At 62.6% G+C, this 14,656-nt stretch carries 16 protein-coding genes; 6 read left to right on the top strand and 10 right to left on the bottom strand.

Going from position 1 to position 14,656, the window contains the following annotated elements; genetic code table 11:
• Positions 1-45: 45 nt before the first annotated feature.
• From VF629_RS25165 to VF629_RS25150, 4 genes are all read right to left on the bottom strand, one after another.
• Positions 46-714, bottom strand: coding sequence for a M15 family metallopeptidase (locus VF629_RS25165; protein WP_331061278.1), 669 nt, complete (start codon positions 712-714; stop codon positions 46-48).
• 66 nt (positions 715-780) lie between these two features.
• A complete protein-coding gene (locus VF629_RS25160) occupies positions 781-2,181 on the bottom strand; it encodes an NADH-quinone oxidoreductase subunit N (protein ID WP_331061277.1) in 1,401 nt (466 codons plus the stop codon).
• Between the two features lie 176 nt (positions 2,182-2,357).
• On the bottom strand, positions 2,358-3,824 hold the full coding sequence (locus tag VF629_RS25155) for an NADH-quinone oxidoreductase subunit M (RefSeq protein WP_331061276.1): 1,467 nt from the start codon (positions 3,822-3,824) through the stop codon (positions 2,358-2,360).
• Between the two features lie 102 nt (positions 3,825-3,926).
• Positions 3,927-5,249, bottom strand: coding sequence for a serine hydrolase (locus VF629_RS25150; protein ID WP_331061275.1), 1,323 nt, complete (start codon positions 5,247-5,249; stop codon positions 3,927-3,929).
• A gap of 348 nt (positions 5,250-5,597) precedes the next feature.
• Here VF629_RS25150 and VF629_RS25145 point away from each other — a divergent pair, with 348 nt between their 5' ends.
• Positions 5,598-5,987 (top strand): VOC family protein, encoded by a 390-nt coding sequence (locus VF629_RS25145; protein ID WP_331061274.1) that lies wholly within the window; start codon positions 5,598-5,600, stop codon positions 5,985-5,987.
• A 6-nt stretch (positions 5,988-5,993) separates the two neighbouring features.
• On the opposite strand, the gene VF629_RS25140 is transcribed toward VF629_RS25145, so the two are convergent.
• From VF629_RS25140 to VF629_RS25130, 3 genes are read right to left on the bottom strand one after another with little or no spacing between them, the layout of a single operon-like run.
• On the bottom strand, positions 5,994-6,689 hold the full coding sequence (locus VF629_RS25140) for a hypothetical protein (RefSeq protein WP_331061273.1): 696 nt from the start codon (positions 6,687-6,689) through the stop codon (positions 5,994-5,996).
• Positions 6,686-7,471 (bottom strand): hypothetical protein, encoded by a 786-nt coding sequence (locus VF629_RS25135; protein WP_331061272.1) that lies wholly within the window; start codon positions 7,469-7,471, stop codon positions 6,686-6,688. Before VF629_RS25135 ends, VF629_RS25140 begins: the two co-directional genes overlap by 4 nt.
• Positions 7,468-7,974, bottom strand: coding sequence for a hypothetical protein (locus tag VF629_RS25130; protein ID WP_331061271.1), 507 nt, complete (start codon positions 7,972-7,974; stop codon positions 7,468-7,470). Before VF629_RS25130 ends, VF629_RS25135 begins: the two co-directional genes overlap by 4 nt.
• Positions 7,975-8,131: 157 nt before the next feature.
• Here VF629_RS25130 and VF629_RS25125 point away from each other — a divergent pair, with 157 nt between their 5' ends.
• On the top strand, positions 8,132-9,058 hold the full coding sequence (locus VF629_RS25125; RefSeq protein ID WP_331061270.1) for a glutamate--tRNA ligase family protein: 927 nt from the start codon (positions 8,132-8,134) through the stop codon (positions 9,056-9,058).
• Here VF629_RS25125 and nfi read toward each other — a convergent pair.
• Positions 9,039-9,728 (bottom strand): deoxyribonuclease V, encoded by a 690-nt coding sequence (nfi, locus tag VF629_RS25120; protein WP_331061269.1) that lies wholly within the window; start codon positions 9,726-9,728, stop codon positions 9,039-9,041. The two genes, VF629_RS25125 and nfi, sit on opposite strands and share 20 nt — an antisense overlap.
• Positions 9,729-9,856: 128 nt before the next feature.
• Here nfi and VF629_RS25115 point away from each other — a divergent pair, with 128 nt between their 5' ends.
• The gene (locus tag VF629_RS25115) at positions 9,857-10,441 is read left to right on the top strand and encodes a DUF1990 family protein (protein ID WP_331061268.1); all 585 of its coding nucleotides are present in this window, start codon (positions 9,857-9,859) and stop codon (positions 10,439-10,441) included.
• Positions 10,419-11,105 (top strand): DUF1990 domain-containing protein, encoded by a 687-nt coding sequence (locus VF629_RS25110; RefSeq protein WP_331061267.1) that lies wholly within the window; start codon positions 10,419-10,421, stop codon positions 11,103-11,105. Before VF629_RS25115 ends, VF629_RS25110 begins: the two co-directional genes overlap by 23 nt.
• A 177-nt stretch (positions 11,106-11,282) precedes the next feature.
• Here the strand turns inward: VF629_RS25110 and VF629_RS25105 are convergent, their stop codons facing one another.
• Complete coding sequence (locus VF629_RS25105) at positions 11,283-11,969, bottom strand: head GIN domain-containing protein (RefSeq protein WP_331061266.1); 687 nt, start codon at positions 11,967-11,969, stop codon at positions 11,283-11,285.
• An 11-nt stretch (positions 11,970-11,980) separates the two neighbouring features.
• Positions 11,981-12,205, bottom strand: a complete 225-nt coding sequence (locus VF629_RS25100) for a hypothetical protein (protein WP_331061265.1) — start codon at positions 12,203-12,205, stop codon at positions 11,981-11,983.
• A gap of 337 nt (positions 12,206-12,542) precedes the next feature.
• Between VF629_RS25100 and VF629_RS25095 the strand changes: the two genes are divergently transcribed.
• Positions 12,543-13,523, top strand: a complete 981-nt coding sequence (locus VF629_RS25095) for an AraC family transcriptional regulator (RefSeq protein WP_331061264.1) — start codon at positions 12,543-12,545, stop codon at positions 13,521-13,523.
• Positions 13,524-13,645: 122 nt separating this feature from the next.
• A partial coding sequence (locus VF629_RS25090; RefSeq protein ID WP_331061263.1) for an NAD(P)-dependent alcohol dehydrogenase occupies positions 13,646-14,656 on the top strand: 1,011 nt, incomplete at its 3' end.

The raw sequence follows: 14,656 nt of genomic DNA, 5'->3' as shown, positions 1-14,656 counted from the left end.
GTCGTACCCGGAGGGACTCGCAGAGTCCCTCCGGGTACGACCACGCTACAATTTCTCAAACGGGATATTTTGGATGGAGTAGGCCCTCCAATCTTTGTAGTCAAAGTGCCACCACTCGGCTTCCAGCACGGTGAAGCCGTGGCGTTCCATTTTGCTGCGGAGCAAGTCCCGCAGCTTGCGCTGCTCGGGCGTGCCGCCTGTGTAAGCCACGTAGGAGCGAGGGCTCATTTCGTCGTATTCGCCGGTCATGCTCACTTCCTTGCCGGCGGCCGTGTCCCACAAGCTCAAGTCCACGGCGCAGCCGCGGTTGTGCCGGGAGCCCTTCTTGGGGTTGGCCACAAATTTCTTGTCCTTTCTGGGCGTGATGTCCCAGAACAGTTTGGTCACGCTCCAGGGCCGGTAGCCATCAAAAACGAGCAGCTGATAGCCAAGAAGCTTCAATTCCTGGTTGACCTGGACAAGTGCTTCGGCCGCGGGGCGTTGCAAAAAGGCCCTGGCTTCGGAGTACACCGCCTGCTTCGCGAAGTTGTTGCTGGTAGCGTAGCGAATATCGAGGCGAATGGTGGGGTCGAGTTTCTGCAGCTCGATTAGCTCCGAGGCTCGGAAAGTGCCCGTTTCGCGCGGCGGCTTGGCGGCGCAGCTACTTATCAGTAGCATGGTGCAGAGGGCCCATTGCTGCGGAAGCAAGTACGATTTCTGGTCAGAGGTACGCATAAATGCAGATGGGATACAAAGCAAAAAGGCCTCCGAAGAGGCCTTTTCAGTTCACGGTGCGACAAGCTACAAAATACCGCTCAGGAAACCTGGCACCACGCCCAGGATGATGGTTAGCAACGCCAGCAAGGCCAAGGTGGCCGACTGAATGCCGTCGGCTGGAACTGGCGTGGCGCCTTCGGGCACGGGCTGCATGTACATGGCAATCAGGGGGCGCAGGTAGTAGTACAGCCCGACCATGCTCATCACCACGGCAAATACCACGAGGCCAATGTAGCCTTGGTCGGCCGCCGCGGCCAGCAGGAAAAACTTGCCGAAGAAGCCGCCCGTGAGCGGGATGCCGGCCAGCGACAGCATGGCCACCGTCATGGTGAAAGCCAGCAGCGGGTTGGTTTTGCCCAAGCCGTTGAGGGCCGCGTAGCCGTCGGCCTGGCGGTGGTCTGCTACCAGTTTCAACACGCCAAAGGCGGCGACGGTGGCGATGGAATAAGCCAGCGAGTAGAAGAAAATGGCGCTCGAAGCATCGCCGGTGAGCACGCCCTTGCTGGCCACGAGGCCAATGAGCAGGTAGCCCGCGTGGCTCACGCTGGAATAGGCCAGCATGCGCTTGGTGCTGGTTTGGGCGGCGGCGCCTACGTTGCCGAGCAGCAGCGTGAGAGCGCACATGGCCTGAATGGTGGGCAGCCAGAAGCCCTGGGCAGCGGGCAGCGCCACGGCCAGCAGCTTGAGGAAGGCGGCGAAACCAGCCGTCTTCACCACGGTGCTCATGAAGGCGGTGAAGAAGGTGGGCGTGCCCTCGTACACGTCGGGCGTCCAGAAGTGGAACGGCGCGGCCGACACCTTGAAGCCGATGCCCACAATCATCAGCAGGATGCCGATGTAGAGCATGGGCTGCAAGCTGGCGTTGGCGGGCGCGGCCACGGCGGTAGCGAGTTGCGAAAGAGCAAACGTGCCGGTGGCGCCGTAGAGCAGCGCGATGCCGAACAGCAGAATGCCGGTGGCAAAGGAGCCCATGAGGAAGTATTTCAGGGCGGCTTCGTTGCTACGCGAGTCGCGCTTGCGCGAGCCAGCCAGCACGTACATGCTAATGCTCAGGATTTCAATGCCCACGAAAAGCATCAGCAGGTGGTCGTAGCCAACCATCATGATGGCGCCCACCAGCGAGAAGAGCAGGAGGGCGTAGTATTCAGCTAGGTTGGCGTCGCCGTCGAGCACATAGCTGCGCGAGAAGGGCAGCAGCACAATGGTAGTGAGCAGCACGATGCCCGTGAAGGCCACCGTGTAGTTGTCGACCACCAGCATGTTGTTGAAGTACGGCGCGTGGACGACGTTCCAGTCGGCAAAATTGGCCCCAAACACGACCAGCAACAGGAGCATGGCGCCGGGCAGCAGCACCTTGTTCGAGCGCATGAAGCCCAGGAACAGGTTAAGGATGCCGAAGACGGAGAGAAGAATGATGGAGGTCATGGGCTTATGTAAGGCAGGACGACGAGCGAAAATTGTCTGTCATCCTGAGCTTGCGAAGGACCTTGTCAGGGCCGCTTCGTTAAGTTGTTACTCAAATTTGCGCTGGCGTGATAAGGTCCTTCACTCCGCTACGCTGCGTTCAGGATGACAGGAGTTATCCCTGCATCCGCAAAAAACTACCGACCAACCAGGGCCAGCATGTTGGTGATGGACGGTTCCGCCAGGTTCAGAAACGAGTTCGGAAACAGACCTAGCCAAAACACCAGTACGATGAGCGGCACGAGGATGAGGAGTTCGCCGCCGGTGAGGTCGGTGATGGTTTCGGAGTGAGCCAAGTCGGGGCCGAGCATGACGCGCTGGAACATGCGCAGCAAATACACGGCCGAGAAGATGATTGTGAGGCCTGCTACCGCGCCTACCCAGGCGTTGTATTGGAACACGCCTTCCAGCAGCAGGAATTCGCCCACAAAACCGGCCGTGAGCGGCAGGGCCACGGTGCTGAGCAGCATCACCAAAAAGCACACCGACAAGATGGGCGTGCGGCGGGTGAGGCCCCCCAGGTCGGGGATGTGGCGGGTGCCAGTGCGGCGCTCAATGGCGTCGGCGATGAAGAACATGCCCACCACGTTCACGCCGTGGGCCAGCATTTGAATGACAGCACCTTGCAGACCTATTTGGGTGAGCGAGAACACGCCCGCCGCCATCAGGCCCACGTGGGACAGCGATGAATAGGCAATGAGGCGCTTCATGTCGCGCTGGCGAATGGCGATGATGGCGCCGTAAATAATGCCTATTACTGAGAGGATGATGACCGGCTTCTGCCACTGGCTCACGCCGAGGGGCACCACTGGCAGCAGCCAGCGCATGGTGCCGTAGATGCCCATTTTCAGCATGATGCCCGAGAGCAGCATGGTGGCCGGAGCAGGGGCTTCGGTGTAGGTATCGGGCTGCCAAGTGTGGAAGGGGAAGATGGGCATCTTCACGGCGAAGGCGGCGAAGATTAGCCAGAACAACCACGACTGCTCCGAAGAGCTGAGCTTGAGGTTGTAGAATGCCGACAACTCCGAGGAGTGGGCGGCCAGCGAACCAGCGGCGGGGCCGGTTTGGAGGTACAAATACACGAAGCCGGCCAGCATGAACAGCGAGCCTACTACGGTGTATAAGAAGAACTTGAGGGTGACGGCCACGCGGCGCTCGCCGCCCCACGAACCCGCCAGGAAGTAAATGGGGATGAGGGCGACTTCCCAGAAGAAGTAAAACAGGAAGGCATCGAGCGATACGAACACGCCCACCAACCCGGTCTGCATGAACAGCACCAAGGCGTAGAAGCCGGAAGGGTTGTCGTAGTCGTGCTTAAAGGCGGCCAGCAATATCAGCGGCACCAAGAATGTGGTGAGCAACACCAGCAATAAACTCAGCCCGTCGAGCCCGATGTGGAAGTTGATGCCGGCCGAGGGAATCCAGCTGTAATTGAGGTTGAAGCCGGCCGAGCCCGTGGTTTTGAAGGCGATGACGGCGTAGGCCGCGAGACCAAATTCGAGAAGCGAGGCGCCCAAGGCCAAGGCACGGGCGGTGGCTCCCTTGGTGAAATGCAGCAGTAGCGCGGCGGCCAAAGGGAGGAAAAGCAGGACAGCAGTCAGCATCGGCAATAGCAGGAGGGCAGCAGCGGAGCCGGGAAACCGGGCCGCAAATTGACCGCAAACTTACGCATTGCCCCGTAAGGCTCCACTGTTTTGGTGCAACTTCTACTGTCGGGCCACTTTGCGGGTCGTCAGCACGCGCCCGGCGGCATCCAGCCACTGCACCGTGTATAGGCCCGGAAGCACCGTAGCCAGGCGCAGCGTGGTTTCGGGAGCGGCCACTTGCCGACGCAGTACTTCCCTGCCCAGAGCTTCGAGTAGGCGCACGGTAGCGGTGGTTTGGGCGGGTTGGCGCAGGGTCAGGGTTTCGGTAGCCGGGTTGGGGAAGGCGGCAAACTCAGCGGCATCATTGCGCGCCGTGGCGGCGGTGGGCACGCAGAACACGGCCATGATTTTGGACCACAAATCGTTGTCGAAAGAAGAGGCTGCCAGCCGGCTGGCTCCGGCCGACCGTCCCTGGCGCACCACCACCAGGCCCAGGCTGGGCACCACGTAAATCTTCTGGTCGTTTTTGCCCAGGGCGGCAATCATGTCGGCAGGGGCCGTGGGCACGACGGAGCCCAGGAAAGTGAATTGGGAAGTGGGCAGCAGGTGGCTCGACTGCCCGTTGAGCCACCACAAGTAGCCGTAGCTGCGGTTGAGGGCCTGGCTGGGCGTAGTCATGGCCTGGAAGTAGGCCGCGTCGGTGAGGACGGGGGCGCCGTTCCAGCTGCCGCGCGCCAGAATGAACAAGCCAAAGCGCGCCATGGAGCGGGCCCGGCTGAAGAAAACGTCGTTGGCCCACGCCCCCGTCATGCCAATGCGGTTGCCCAGGCGCTGGTTGGTGTACTGCGTGATGCTCGCGGCGCCGCTGGCTTGCACCAGCACGTCTTGCAGGGTGCGGTAGGCGCCGGTGTGGTAGGCCCAGCGGGTGGCGGGTGGGGCGAGGTAGAGCAGGCAGCTGGGCGCAGTGCTTTCGTTGTCGCAGGGCGCGGGCGGCGTGTCGTCGAGCCCGGTGGTCATGGTGAGTTGGTCGCGGATGCGCAGCTGGCGCTGCTGGGCGCGGGTGGCGCTGGTCCATCGGCCGAGGTATTTGGACGTGCTGTCGCTCAGGCTTAAAATGCCGTCTTGCTGCGCCAAGCCGACCAGCGTGGCCGTGAGCGACTTGCCCGCCGACGCCCAGTAATGTATGGAGTCGGCGGTGTAGGTGCCGTAGTAGTGTTCCACCACCATGCGCCCGTCTTTCAAGATGAGCAGCGACTTGCTGCCCTTGCGCCCGGCAAAGGCAATGAGCGAGTCGAGCTGCGGCTGACACCAGCCCAGGCTGGCCGGCGCGGTGGTGGCCCAGGCGGTGCCGGTGGTGGGCGGGAAGTACAGCGGCGTCGTGGGTTGGCCATGTGCCAATCCAATGATTAGCAAGGCCGAAGCGAATAATAAAAACAGCTTCATAAGAAAGATAGAAGGATGCAAGTATCAACGAAAGCTAGACTGTTCCCACTCAGCAAAGTTTAGTGCCTTTCCAAATACGCCCTCATGCTGAGCGCTGCCGAAGCATCTCGCCCGAAATGTCTGTCATCCTGAGCGCAGCGAAGGACCTTATCAGGTTAGAACAGCATTCGTTCGACCGTGATAAGGTCCTTCGCTGCGCTCAGGATGACAATCGATTGAATTACTACCCCACGCAAGATGCCTCGGCGGCGCTCAGCATGAGGGCGTATGTCAGATAATTCTTGGTGCCAAGTAGTTTCGCCGCGCTGGCTTTAGGTTTGCGAGCTAACCCTTCACCCCTTGTCCACAATGCACCCCACCCTGCGCGTAGCCCGCCCTACCGATAATCTGCCCGCCTTGCTCCGGTTTTATTGCGACGGCCTGGGCTTGCAGCAGCTGGCCGCTTTCACGGCCCACAACGGTTTCGATGGCGTGATGTTGGGCCACCCGCAGGTGCCCTACCACCTGGAGTTCACGCACCAGCTCGGCCACGAGGTGGGCCGCGCGCCTACGCTTGACAACCTCCTGGTCTTTTACCTGCCCGACGCTGACGAATGGCAGGCTGCCGTGCAGCGCATGGAGGCCGCTGGGTTTGCTGCCGTTCAATCTTACAACCCCTATTGGGATGAGCACGGCCGTACTTTTGAAGACCCCGACGGCTACCGCGTGGTGCTCCAGCAAGCGGCCTGGGAAGTATAGCCCGGTCTATTTCGCCACAAAGCCCAGGCTCAGGCCAAAAGTCACAAACGAGCCCGAGTGGGCGTAGTCGGTGGGCGACGAGCGGTAGCGGCTGCCTTGGTTGGCGCTGGAACGGGTGCTGAGGGCGTTGAGGCTGCCGTAAGCATCGAAGCGCAGGCGTGGGTGCAGAATCTGGCACTGATAGCCGAGAAGGAATGCGCCCCCGTAGCGGTTGATGGTTTCGGCGAAACTGCGGGCCCGGAAAGTGTAGTAGTACAAGCCGTCGGCCGCCAGGTCTTCGCCCCAGCCTTCCTGGGTATAGGTAAAGCGTAGGCGCTGGTACTCGGCTTTCAGGCCGAGGTACAGGCCGGCCAGCCCCGTGCCTTCGGTGCCGGTGTTGGGCAGGTAGTACCGGGCGCTGAACCCCAGCCCATAACCCCGCATCCGGTCGTCGGAGCGGTTGGGGAAGGGGGTGCCAGTGGAAGAAGAATGGTCCAGCGCCTGGCCCGCAACCACCCGGGGCAGCAGCGAGAAGCTCAAGCGCTGGCCGTAGCGACGTTCCAGCTCTACCTCGTAGGTGCTGCCCAGCAGCCGGCCCACGGCCAACTTCGCGGCCAACTGAGCCGAGTCGGGTGCCATTTGAGCCTGCGCCGTACCAGCTTGCAACAACAGCAGAGCCCCGGCCAGCAGCCCGGCTAACCGTCGAAGCGGGGGTGGGCTCATGGGTTGGGCGGCGTGACCGGAATGCGGCTGAGCTGCTGCAAACTGGCCGTGCCCGTGGGCGTAGCGGCCGTGTAGCGGTACTGGTAGAGCCCGTCGGTGCCGGTAACGAGCAGCACGCCCCGGCGCGCGATGACGTCGGTGGCGGCCACGTTGAACGACTGCACCAGCTGCAGCGTGGGGGCGCTGCGGGCGTCGAACACCTTAATGCCTTTGTCGCACACAAACACCAACGAGCTGTCTACGCCCAGGCCGTAGGGCTGCGCGAGGGGGTACGACTTGGCCAGTTGGGGCCGGCTCAGGTTGGCCAGGTCCACCACGTCGAGCTGGTTGAGGCCGCGGGTGCAGGGCCCGTCGTTGCGCAGCGTTACGTAGGCGTAGCGGTCGGCCACCACCACGGGGTCGCAGCTCACGGCGTGCACGTAGGTGCCCACCAGCTTGGGCGGGCCGCCGGCCGTGTTGAAAATGTACATGCCCTGCTGGCTGCCGATGAACAGGTAAGGCGCCTGGGGAAAAATGGTTTCCACGCCCACGCCTATCGGCACCACCGGCCCGGCCACCGGCGTTTGCGGGGTGCTCAGGTCGAAGGTGCGCAGGTTGGCGTCGTCCACGGCATAGAGCGTGTTGCCCATGATGGCAAAGCGCGCCATCGAGCCGGCCTGGCCGTCGCCGCCGGCTGAGTCGACGGCCGAAGGCGAGGCCGAGTCGGCGGAGCAGCCGCCGCTGCTCAGCGACACGGCGAGGGCCAGCAGGCTGGCCAAACGCAGGGGAAAGAAGTTGTTCATGGCTTAACTTTCTCCCAGCCCACAATCACGGAATTGGCAGGGCGGTTGGCGGGGTTAAATCCGGCGGGCATGGAAAAGAAGCGGACGGGCGCGGCCAGCTCGGGCAGGGCGTTGCGGGTGCGGCCCACCTCGCGCACCTGGGCGGGGTCGCTGATGTCGATGACCACCAGGTCGGGCCCGTTGTCGGCGTAGAGCAGCGAGCCGCGCACGGCCAGGTCCACGTTGCCCGGAATGCGCAGGAACCGCACTTCGGTTGGCTTGACGGGGTCGGCGTTGTCGTAGATGTGAATGCCTTGGTACTGCTCGTTGATGAACAGGTAGCGGTTGCTGACAAAGATTTTGCCGGGCACCTGCAAGGGCCGGGGCGCCTGCCCGGCCACCGATGCTTCCAGCTGCTGGCGCGACATGAGCACGGGGCGGTAGTTGGGCAGTGGCACCATGGGCTCCACGGGTTGGCCCCAGCAGCCTCCCATGAGTAAAATTGGCAAGTAGAGAAGGCGCATAGAAAAAGGTGAGAGGAGACAGCTTAGCGGCGGCGGGGGCACTGCCCCGCTTGGACCGCACCTAAAGTACAGCCGTTTTGATAATTATATACTCCGCTTCAAGCTTGGAAAAGAAATACCGAGTGGGCAAGCTATACTTGGCCTTTCCAATTTGCCGATGTCCTCGCCTGCGGCCACTCCGCCACCCGTCGTTTCGCGCCTCGCGCCCACGCCCAGCGGCTACCTGCACCTCGGCAACGCCGTGAATTTTGTGCTCACCTGGCTGCTCACGCGCCAGGTCGTACCCGGTAGGGCCGGCGGCACGCTGCACCTGCGCATCGACGACCTAGACCGCGCCCGCCTGCGCCCGGCGTATTTGGACAACATCTTCCGCGTCATCGAGTGGCTGGGCATCGACTACGACCACGGCCCCACCGGCCCCGACGACTTCCTGCGCCACCACTCGCAGCTGCTGCACCTGCCCGAGTACAACCGTGTGCTGCGCCGGTTGGCCCTACTAGGCACTGCCCATCAGCCCGGCCTGGTACAGGCCAGCCAACGGACCCGCACCGGCGGGCCAGAAGCACCGGTGCCACTCGAAACGCCCGGCGCCGCGTGGCGGGTACAGGTGCCGAGCGGCACGGAAATCAGCTTCTTCGATGCCTGGCAGGGCAATACCACCGTGCCGCTTGGGGCGCTGATGCCGGACTTTGTAGTCCGTAAAAAAGACGGCGTAGCTGCTTACCAAGTAGCCTCGGTAGTGGACGACTTGCGCTTGGGCACCAACCTAATTGTGCGCGGCTTGGACTTGCAGCCCAGTACCGCCGCGCAGCTCTGGCTGGCCGGGCTGCTATCTGAAACGGCCGCTTTCAATGCCGCGCGCATTCAATTCTACCATCATCCGTTGCTGACCAACGCGAGCGGCCAGAAGCTCTCGAAGTCGCAGCAACTACCCTTCGATGCTGGTATCCTAGGCCAAGCGCTAGGCAAGCAAGCCGTGTTTGCGACAGTAGCCGAGTTGCTAAAGCTTCCGCCAGCCGCAGGAGAGTCGTTAAGTGCGTTGCAACAGGCTCATGTTGAATTGACTACCGCACTTCTTTCTTGAACTGCTCGGCCCAATGGTCGGCTAGGCGGGTGGGTTCGGGCAGCTTATAGCCGCGCAGGCAAGCCAGCGTGAGCCGCGTGGCGGTAGCTTGGTCGCAGCGGTGGCCGGGACTCACGAACAGCGGCAGGACCTTGTCTTTGCTGCGAATGACTTCGCCAATCAAGTCGCCGCTTTTGGTGTCGATGAGGGGCGAAATGTTGCCGCGTTCCAGGCCCGGCTCCTGGAAGGTGCCGGTCAGTTTTTGCTTGGCCACGCCAAACGTGGGCATGTCGAGCAGCACGCCCAGGTGCGCGGCGATGCCCATGCGGCGCGGGTGCGCAATGCCGTGGCCGTCCACCATAATCACGTCAGGCTTGGTTTGGAGCTTGGCGAAGGTGTGAATGACGTTCGGTGCCTCGCGAAAGGAGAGGAAGCCGGGCACGTAGGGCATGTCGACGGGGCCGTAGTTGTATACCTTCTCTACCAACTCCAACGACGGAAATTTCAACACCACAAACACCGATAGAATGGTGTCGGGGGTGGGAAAGGACGAGTCGCAGCCCCCAATGAATTGAGGCTCCTGCGCCAGCGGTTCGGCGCGCACGCGCAGGCGCATTTCGTGCTGTTGCTGGGTGAGGCTTTGGACGAGAACAGGGTCGGGCGGCGGGCCGGGCGGGCGGTAATAGGCCATTAGGTACTTAGGAAAGGGTAGGAGGTCACGATGGAAAGCAGGCGCGTGGGGCAGGGCATCACCCTTCGCAGACAAAGGGCGTATACGCGTCAAAAGTATTTAGCTCTCATCTTTTAACTCAACATTCCGTGGCCGACCCCCAACACTCCGAACAGCCGGCCGCCACTGGCTCGGGCCCCTGGCTGGAGCGGCGGTATTACATCGACGTGGCCCGACCGCGCCATTCGCCTGCGCAGCTCATGGCCGAGGTGCAGGCCAACGTAGCCGATTTTGCCCCCGAGCTGCTGGCCGATTTCACCAAGAAAGACGGCGCCGAACACGGCTTGCGGGTGGGCGAAGAATTTGAAATCACCATTCTGGGCCCTTGGAACGGCTGCGTGCGCGTGACCGAAGTGGGCAGCACCCATTTTGAGTTCATCACGCTGGAAGGCCATCCCGAGGCCGGCCGCATCCGCTTCGAGACCCATTACCTGGACGAAAGGCCCGACGTGCTGCGGTTCGAAATCCGCTCCCGGGCCCGCTCCCGCGACGGCCTCGTGGCCTTTGCCTACAACACTACCGGCGTCGGCAAGCGCGTGCAGGAAGCGACCTGGAAAGAATTCTGCCGACGCGTGGCAGCGGCCAGCGGCGGCCAGGCCCTGACCGACGTAGTGGTGGAAACCCTGACGCACACCGAAACATCCAGCCCCAATGAGCACGAGCGCCACTCCTAAGCCTGCCCTGTGGGAACAGCACCGCGCCCGCCTCGAAGCCTACACCAACGCCAACGTCAACTACGACTTCAGCCGCCAGAGCGAGTACACCACCGAGACCGGCTGGCGCCTCGACGACTACGAAACCGACCTGCCTGCCGAAGCACCCGGCCCGCCCGAAGCCGCGGGTTCTTTCGCCGCGGCCCAGGACGTGCTGCGCCGCTACGCCTTTCCACCCCCCGACCTGATTACGGGCATTTTTCAGCCCGACGGCCCCCTAGAAGACCGCATCATGGTGCTGCGGGCGCAGTTTCTGTTCTTCAAGTTCTACTTCGGCGTGCGGGTGAGCGGCGTGACCGACGAGGAAGCCCGCGACACTCCCAAGGGGCCCGAGCGGGTGTGGGGCTACGGCTACCGTACCTTGGAAGGCCACTTCGAACGCGGGCAGATTGATTTCACGGTGCACAAAAATTTGGCCTCCGGCGAAGTGCATTTTAAGATTCACGCCGTGTCGCAGTCCGGCCGCATCCGCAACCCGTTTTACCGGGTCGGGTTCAAGCTGTTCGGACGAAGTCTGCAGCGCAAGTTCGCCCGGGAGTCGTTGCGGCGGATGAAAGAACTAGTGGCTGCCGCCCTAGCCTCTGAGGCGCTGCCAGCACCGGCTGCCACAAACGTAGCCTCATAGCCTATCCAGAAATAGCTTACCCTGAAAAACTACTCGGCCCAAACGCCGTCATGCTGAGCGCAGCCGAAGCATCTCGCCCGCAGTGGTAATCATCTACTCTTCGCGGGCGAGATGCTTCGGCTGCGCTCAGCATGACCGTTCTTTTGTTTTCGCACTGAGATTTGTCGAAAATTGAATTCAGTCGACGTGCCGGATTTCGCCGGCTCCGTAGTGCCGCACGTCGAGCAGGCGGGCGGGGCCGGCGTAGTGCACACTTCCCGCGCCGAGGTGCTGAATGTTGACGGTTTGCTCGGCGCGCAGCTGCACGTTGCCCGCGCCCAGGTTGCGCAGCTTAAGGTGCTGGGCGGCCAGGGCGCCGCAGTCCAGGTCGCCTTCCGAGAGGTTATTAATTTTTACTTGTTCGGCCGTGCCCGCCACCGTTACGTGGCCCTGGCAGGCGCAGTGCAGCGTGAGCTGGTTGGCCTGCACCACCAGTTGCGTGTTGCCCACCGATTGAACTTTGATTTCCAGCGGCTCCACGGCCACTAGCGGCTCGGCGCAGGTCACGTGGCCTTCGCTGGCAATATCTAAGCGCTGCAGCTGGCGCAGGTACACCGTGACGTGTAGCTGCGAATAAGCCGGGCGCCGCAGCTTGTCTTCGGTGGTCACGAAAAGGGTGCGGCCGGCGTTGGTCACGCCCACGTATTCGAGCAGGTTGTCGTCGGCTTCGATGACCACCTTTTCTTCGTGGCTTTGGCGCAGCTCCACGGTGCCGTGCACGCTCAGGTGCAGCCGGGTGAACGAGCTTACGGACTGGGTGCGCACCGCGAGGGTGCCGCTGCCTTGGATTTGCATGAGCTGGCGGAGGTGTTTGAAGGAAAACATGAACGGTGGAATCAGTCGGGGAGGGGAGCGCAGGCGTAGCCGCGGGTGTGGAGCAGGGCCGCCACGGCCGGCGAATCGGGCGGGCCGTGGGGCGTTTCCACGCGCAGCACCCGGTCGCAGTCGCTCAGGTCGAAGGTGATGCGCCAGGCCGGAAAGCGCGCCCGCAGGCAGCGCAGCAGGTCGGCGGCCGTGCGGCGGTTGGGTACGTTGGTTCGGAAAACCTCTACTTCGGGCATGATGGAGCGGCTTAAAAGGTCGGAGTGGCAAGGCTGCTGCAAAAGTCCGAGCGCCTCTGACCCATCCGCTTACACCTGCCGGAGCCAGATGTACAGCAGCGGGAGCGTTTCCCGGGAAGGCGGCAAATAATCCGGCAGGCATAAGTGGAATATTCTTTTTTGTAAGTGCGCCGTTTTCTCAGGGTTAGACCTTTGCTTCGCCAGCCGCGGCCCCTGGTGGCGGGTGCGGCCGCCGGTAACGCAGCCGCTTGCCAGAGCACCGGCGCTGTTTCGCCTCACTCACGGGCGAAGCCGTTGTTGCGCCGGCCGAAATAACTTGCCACAAACCACGCTTGCCATGCCCCTCGAAGTGCGCAACCAAAGCGACCAGCGCCTGCTCCACGGCAACGTCTACGTGGCGAGCGACTTCCAGTCTGCCGACCTCGTGGAGCGCACCCGCGAACTGGACCTGCCCGTGGGCAAAGGCCAGCTCACGCACTGGTACTTCGACGGCATTCGGCTGGCCCACGCCCGCTGGCGCTACCGCGAGCCCTTCACCGCGGAGTGGCGCGCCGACCTCGACGTGGTGCACCTGCATTTCAATTTGCGCGGCCGGGTCGTCATCGAAAACCGGCGGGCCGGCACGGTGGCCAGCTACGGCAGCTACCAGCACAACCTGTCCTACGCCAACGGCTTCGAGGGCACCATGCGCCACGAGGAGCTGGACTCGGAAACCTTCATCGTGCAGTTCACCAAGCCCTCTTTCCTGGCCCTGGCCCAGCACGCCAACGAGCCCCTGCGCCGCTTCTGCGCCGCCGTGCAGCAGGGCCAGCCGCAGGTGCTGAGCCCGCACAGCCTGCACCTCAACCTGGCCCTGCACACGGCCATCCGGGAGGTGCTGAGCTGCCGCTTCACCGGCCCGCTGAAAAAGCTGTTTTTGTATGCCAAAGCATTGGAAATAGTAGTCTTGCAGGCCGAGGCGTTTGAGCAAGACCAAGCGCCGCGCCGCCACGCCCGTACCGAATACGACCAAGAGCGGCTGCTTTTTGCCCGCGACTACCTCATCCAGCACCTGGCCCTGCCGCCCAGCCTGCCGGAGTTGGCCCGGTTGGCGGGCCTCAACGAGTTCAAGCTTAAAAAAGGCTTCAAGGAAATGTTTGGCCAAACGGTTTTTGGCTACCTCAGCGACTACCGGCTGGCCGACGCGAAAGCGCAGCTGCAGGACCGCCAAAAAACGGCCAGCGAGTTGGCTTTCGAGCTGGGCTACTCGTCGGTGCAGCACTTTAGCGCGGCGTTTAAGAAGAAGTTTGGCGTGAGCCCGACCGGCCTGAAAGGGTAGCGGCAGGCGGCGCGTTGAGCCGCAAACCGCCCCACTTTCCGGCTCAGCTTCCCGAACCTTCGCCCGCCATTCGAGTTTAGGTCCTTGCCTCCGGGCCAACACCTTAAACCTGTTTTCACCCCATGCTTCCAACTAAAGCTTACGCGGCCCCGGCCGTTAGCGTCCCCCTCGAGCCGTTCAACTTTGAGCGCCGCGACGTCGGTGCGCACGACGTACTCATTGACATTCAGTTCTGTGGCGTGTGCCACTCGGACTTGCACCAGGTGCGAGACGAGTGGGGCGGGTCCGTCTTCCCCATGGTGCCCGGCCACGAAATTGTGGGCCGCGTGACGCAAGTGGGCGAGCACGTGAAGAACTTCAAAGTGGGCGACCTGGCCGGCGTGGGCTGCATGGTCGACTCCTGCCGCACCTGCCCCAGCTGCCAGGAGGGCCTGGAGCAGTACTGCGAAACCACCGGCATGGTGGGCACCTACGGCGGCACCGAAAAGGAAACCGGCCGCCCCACCTACGGCGGCTACTCCAACCAGATTGTGGTGGACGAAAAGTACACCCTCAAAGTGTCGGACAAGCTCGATTTGGCCCGCGTGGCCCCGCTGCTCTGCGCCGGCATCACCACCTACTCGCCCCTGCGCCAGTGGAAAGTGGGCGAAGGCCACCGCGTAGGCGTGATGGGCCTCGGCGGCCTGGGCCACATGGCCGTGAAACTCGCTGCCGCCATGGGCGCCGAAGTGACCGTGCTCAGCACCTCGCCAAACAAAGAAGCCGATGCCAAAGAGCTGGGCGCCCACAAGTTCGTGGTGACCAAGGACAAGGAGCAGCTGAAGTCGGTGAGCAATTATTTCGACTTCATCATCAATACCGTGTCGGCCCCGCTCGACCTGGCCTCCTACCTCAGCCTGCTGCGCCGCGACGGCACCATGATTCTGCTGGGCGTGCCGCCCGAAGCGCCGCAAGTGCACGCGTTCCAACTCATCGGCAAGCGCCGCCGCATCGCCGGTTCGCTCATCGGCGGCATTGCCGAAACCCAGGAAATGCTGGACTTCTGCGCCGAGCACAACATCATGTCCGACATCGAACTGATTGACATCAAAGACATCAACGACGCCTACGAGCGCATGCTGAAAGGCGACGTG

Origin of the sequence: Hymenobacter sp., assembly GCF_036388155.1 — a bacterium.
GTDB lineage: Bacteria > Bacteroidota > Bacteroidia > Cytophagales > Hymenobacteraceae > Hymenobacter.
The sequence above is the reverse complement of the archived record's forward strand: the minus strand, read 5'-3'. Positions and strand labels throughout refer to the sequence as shown.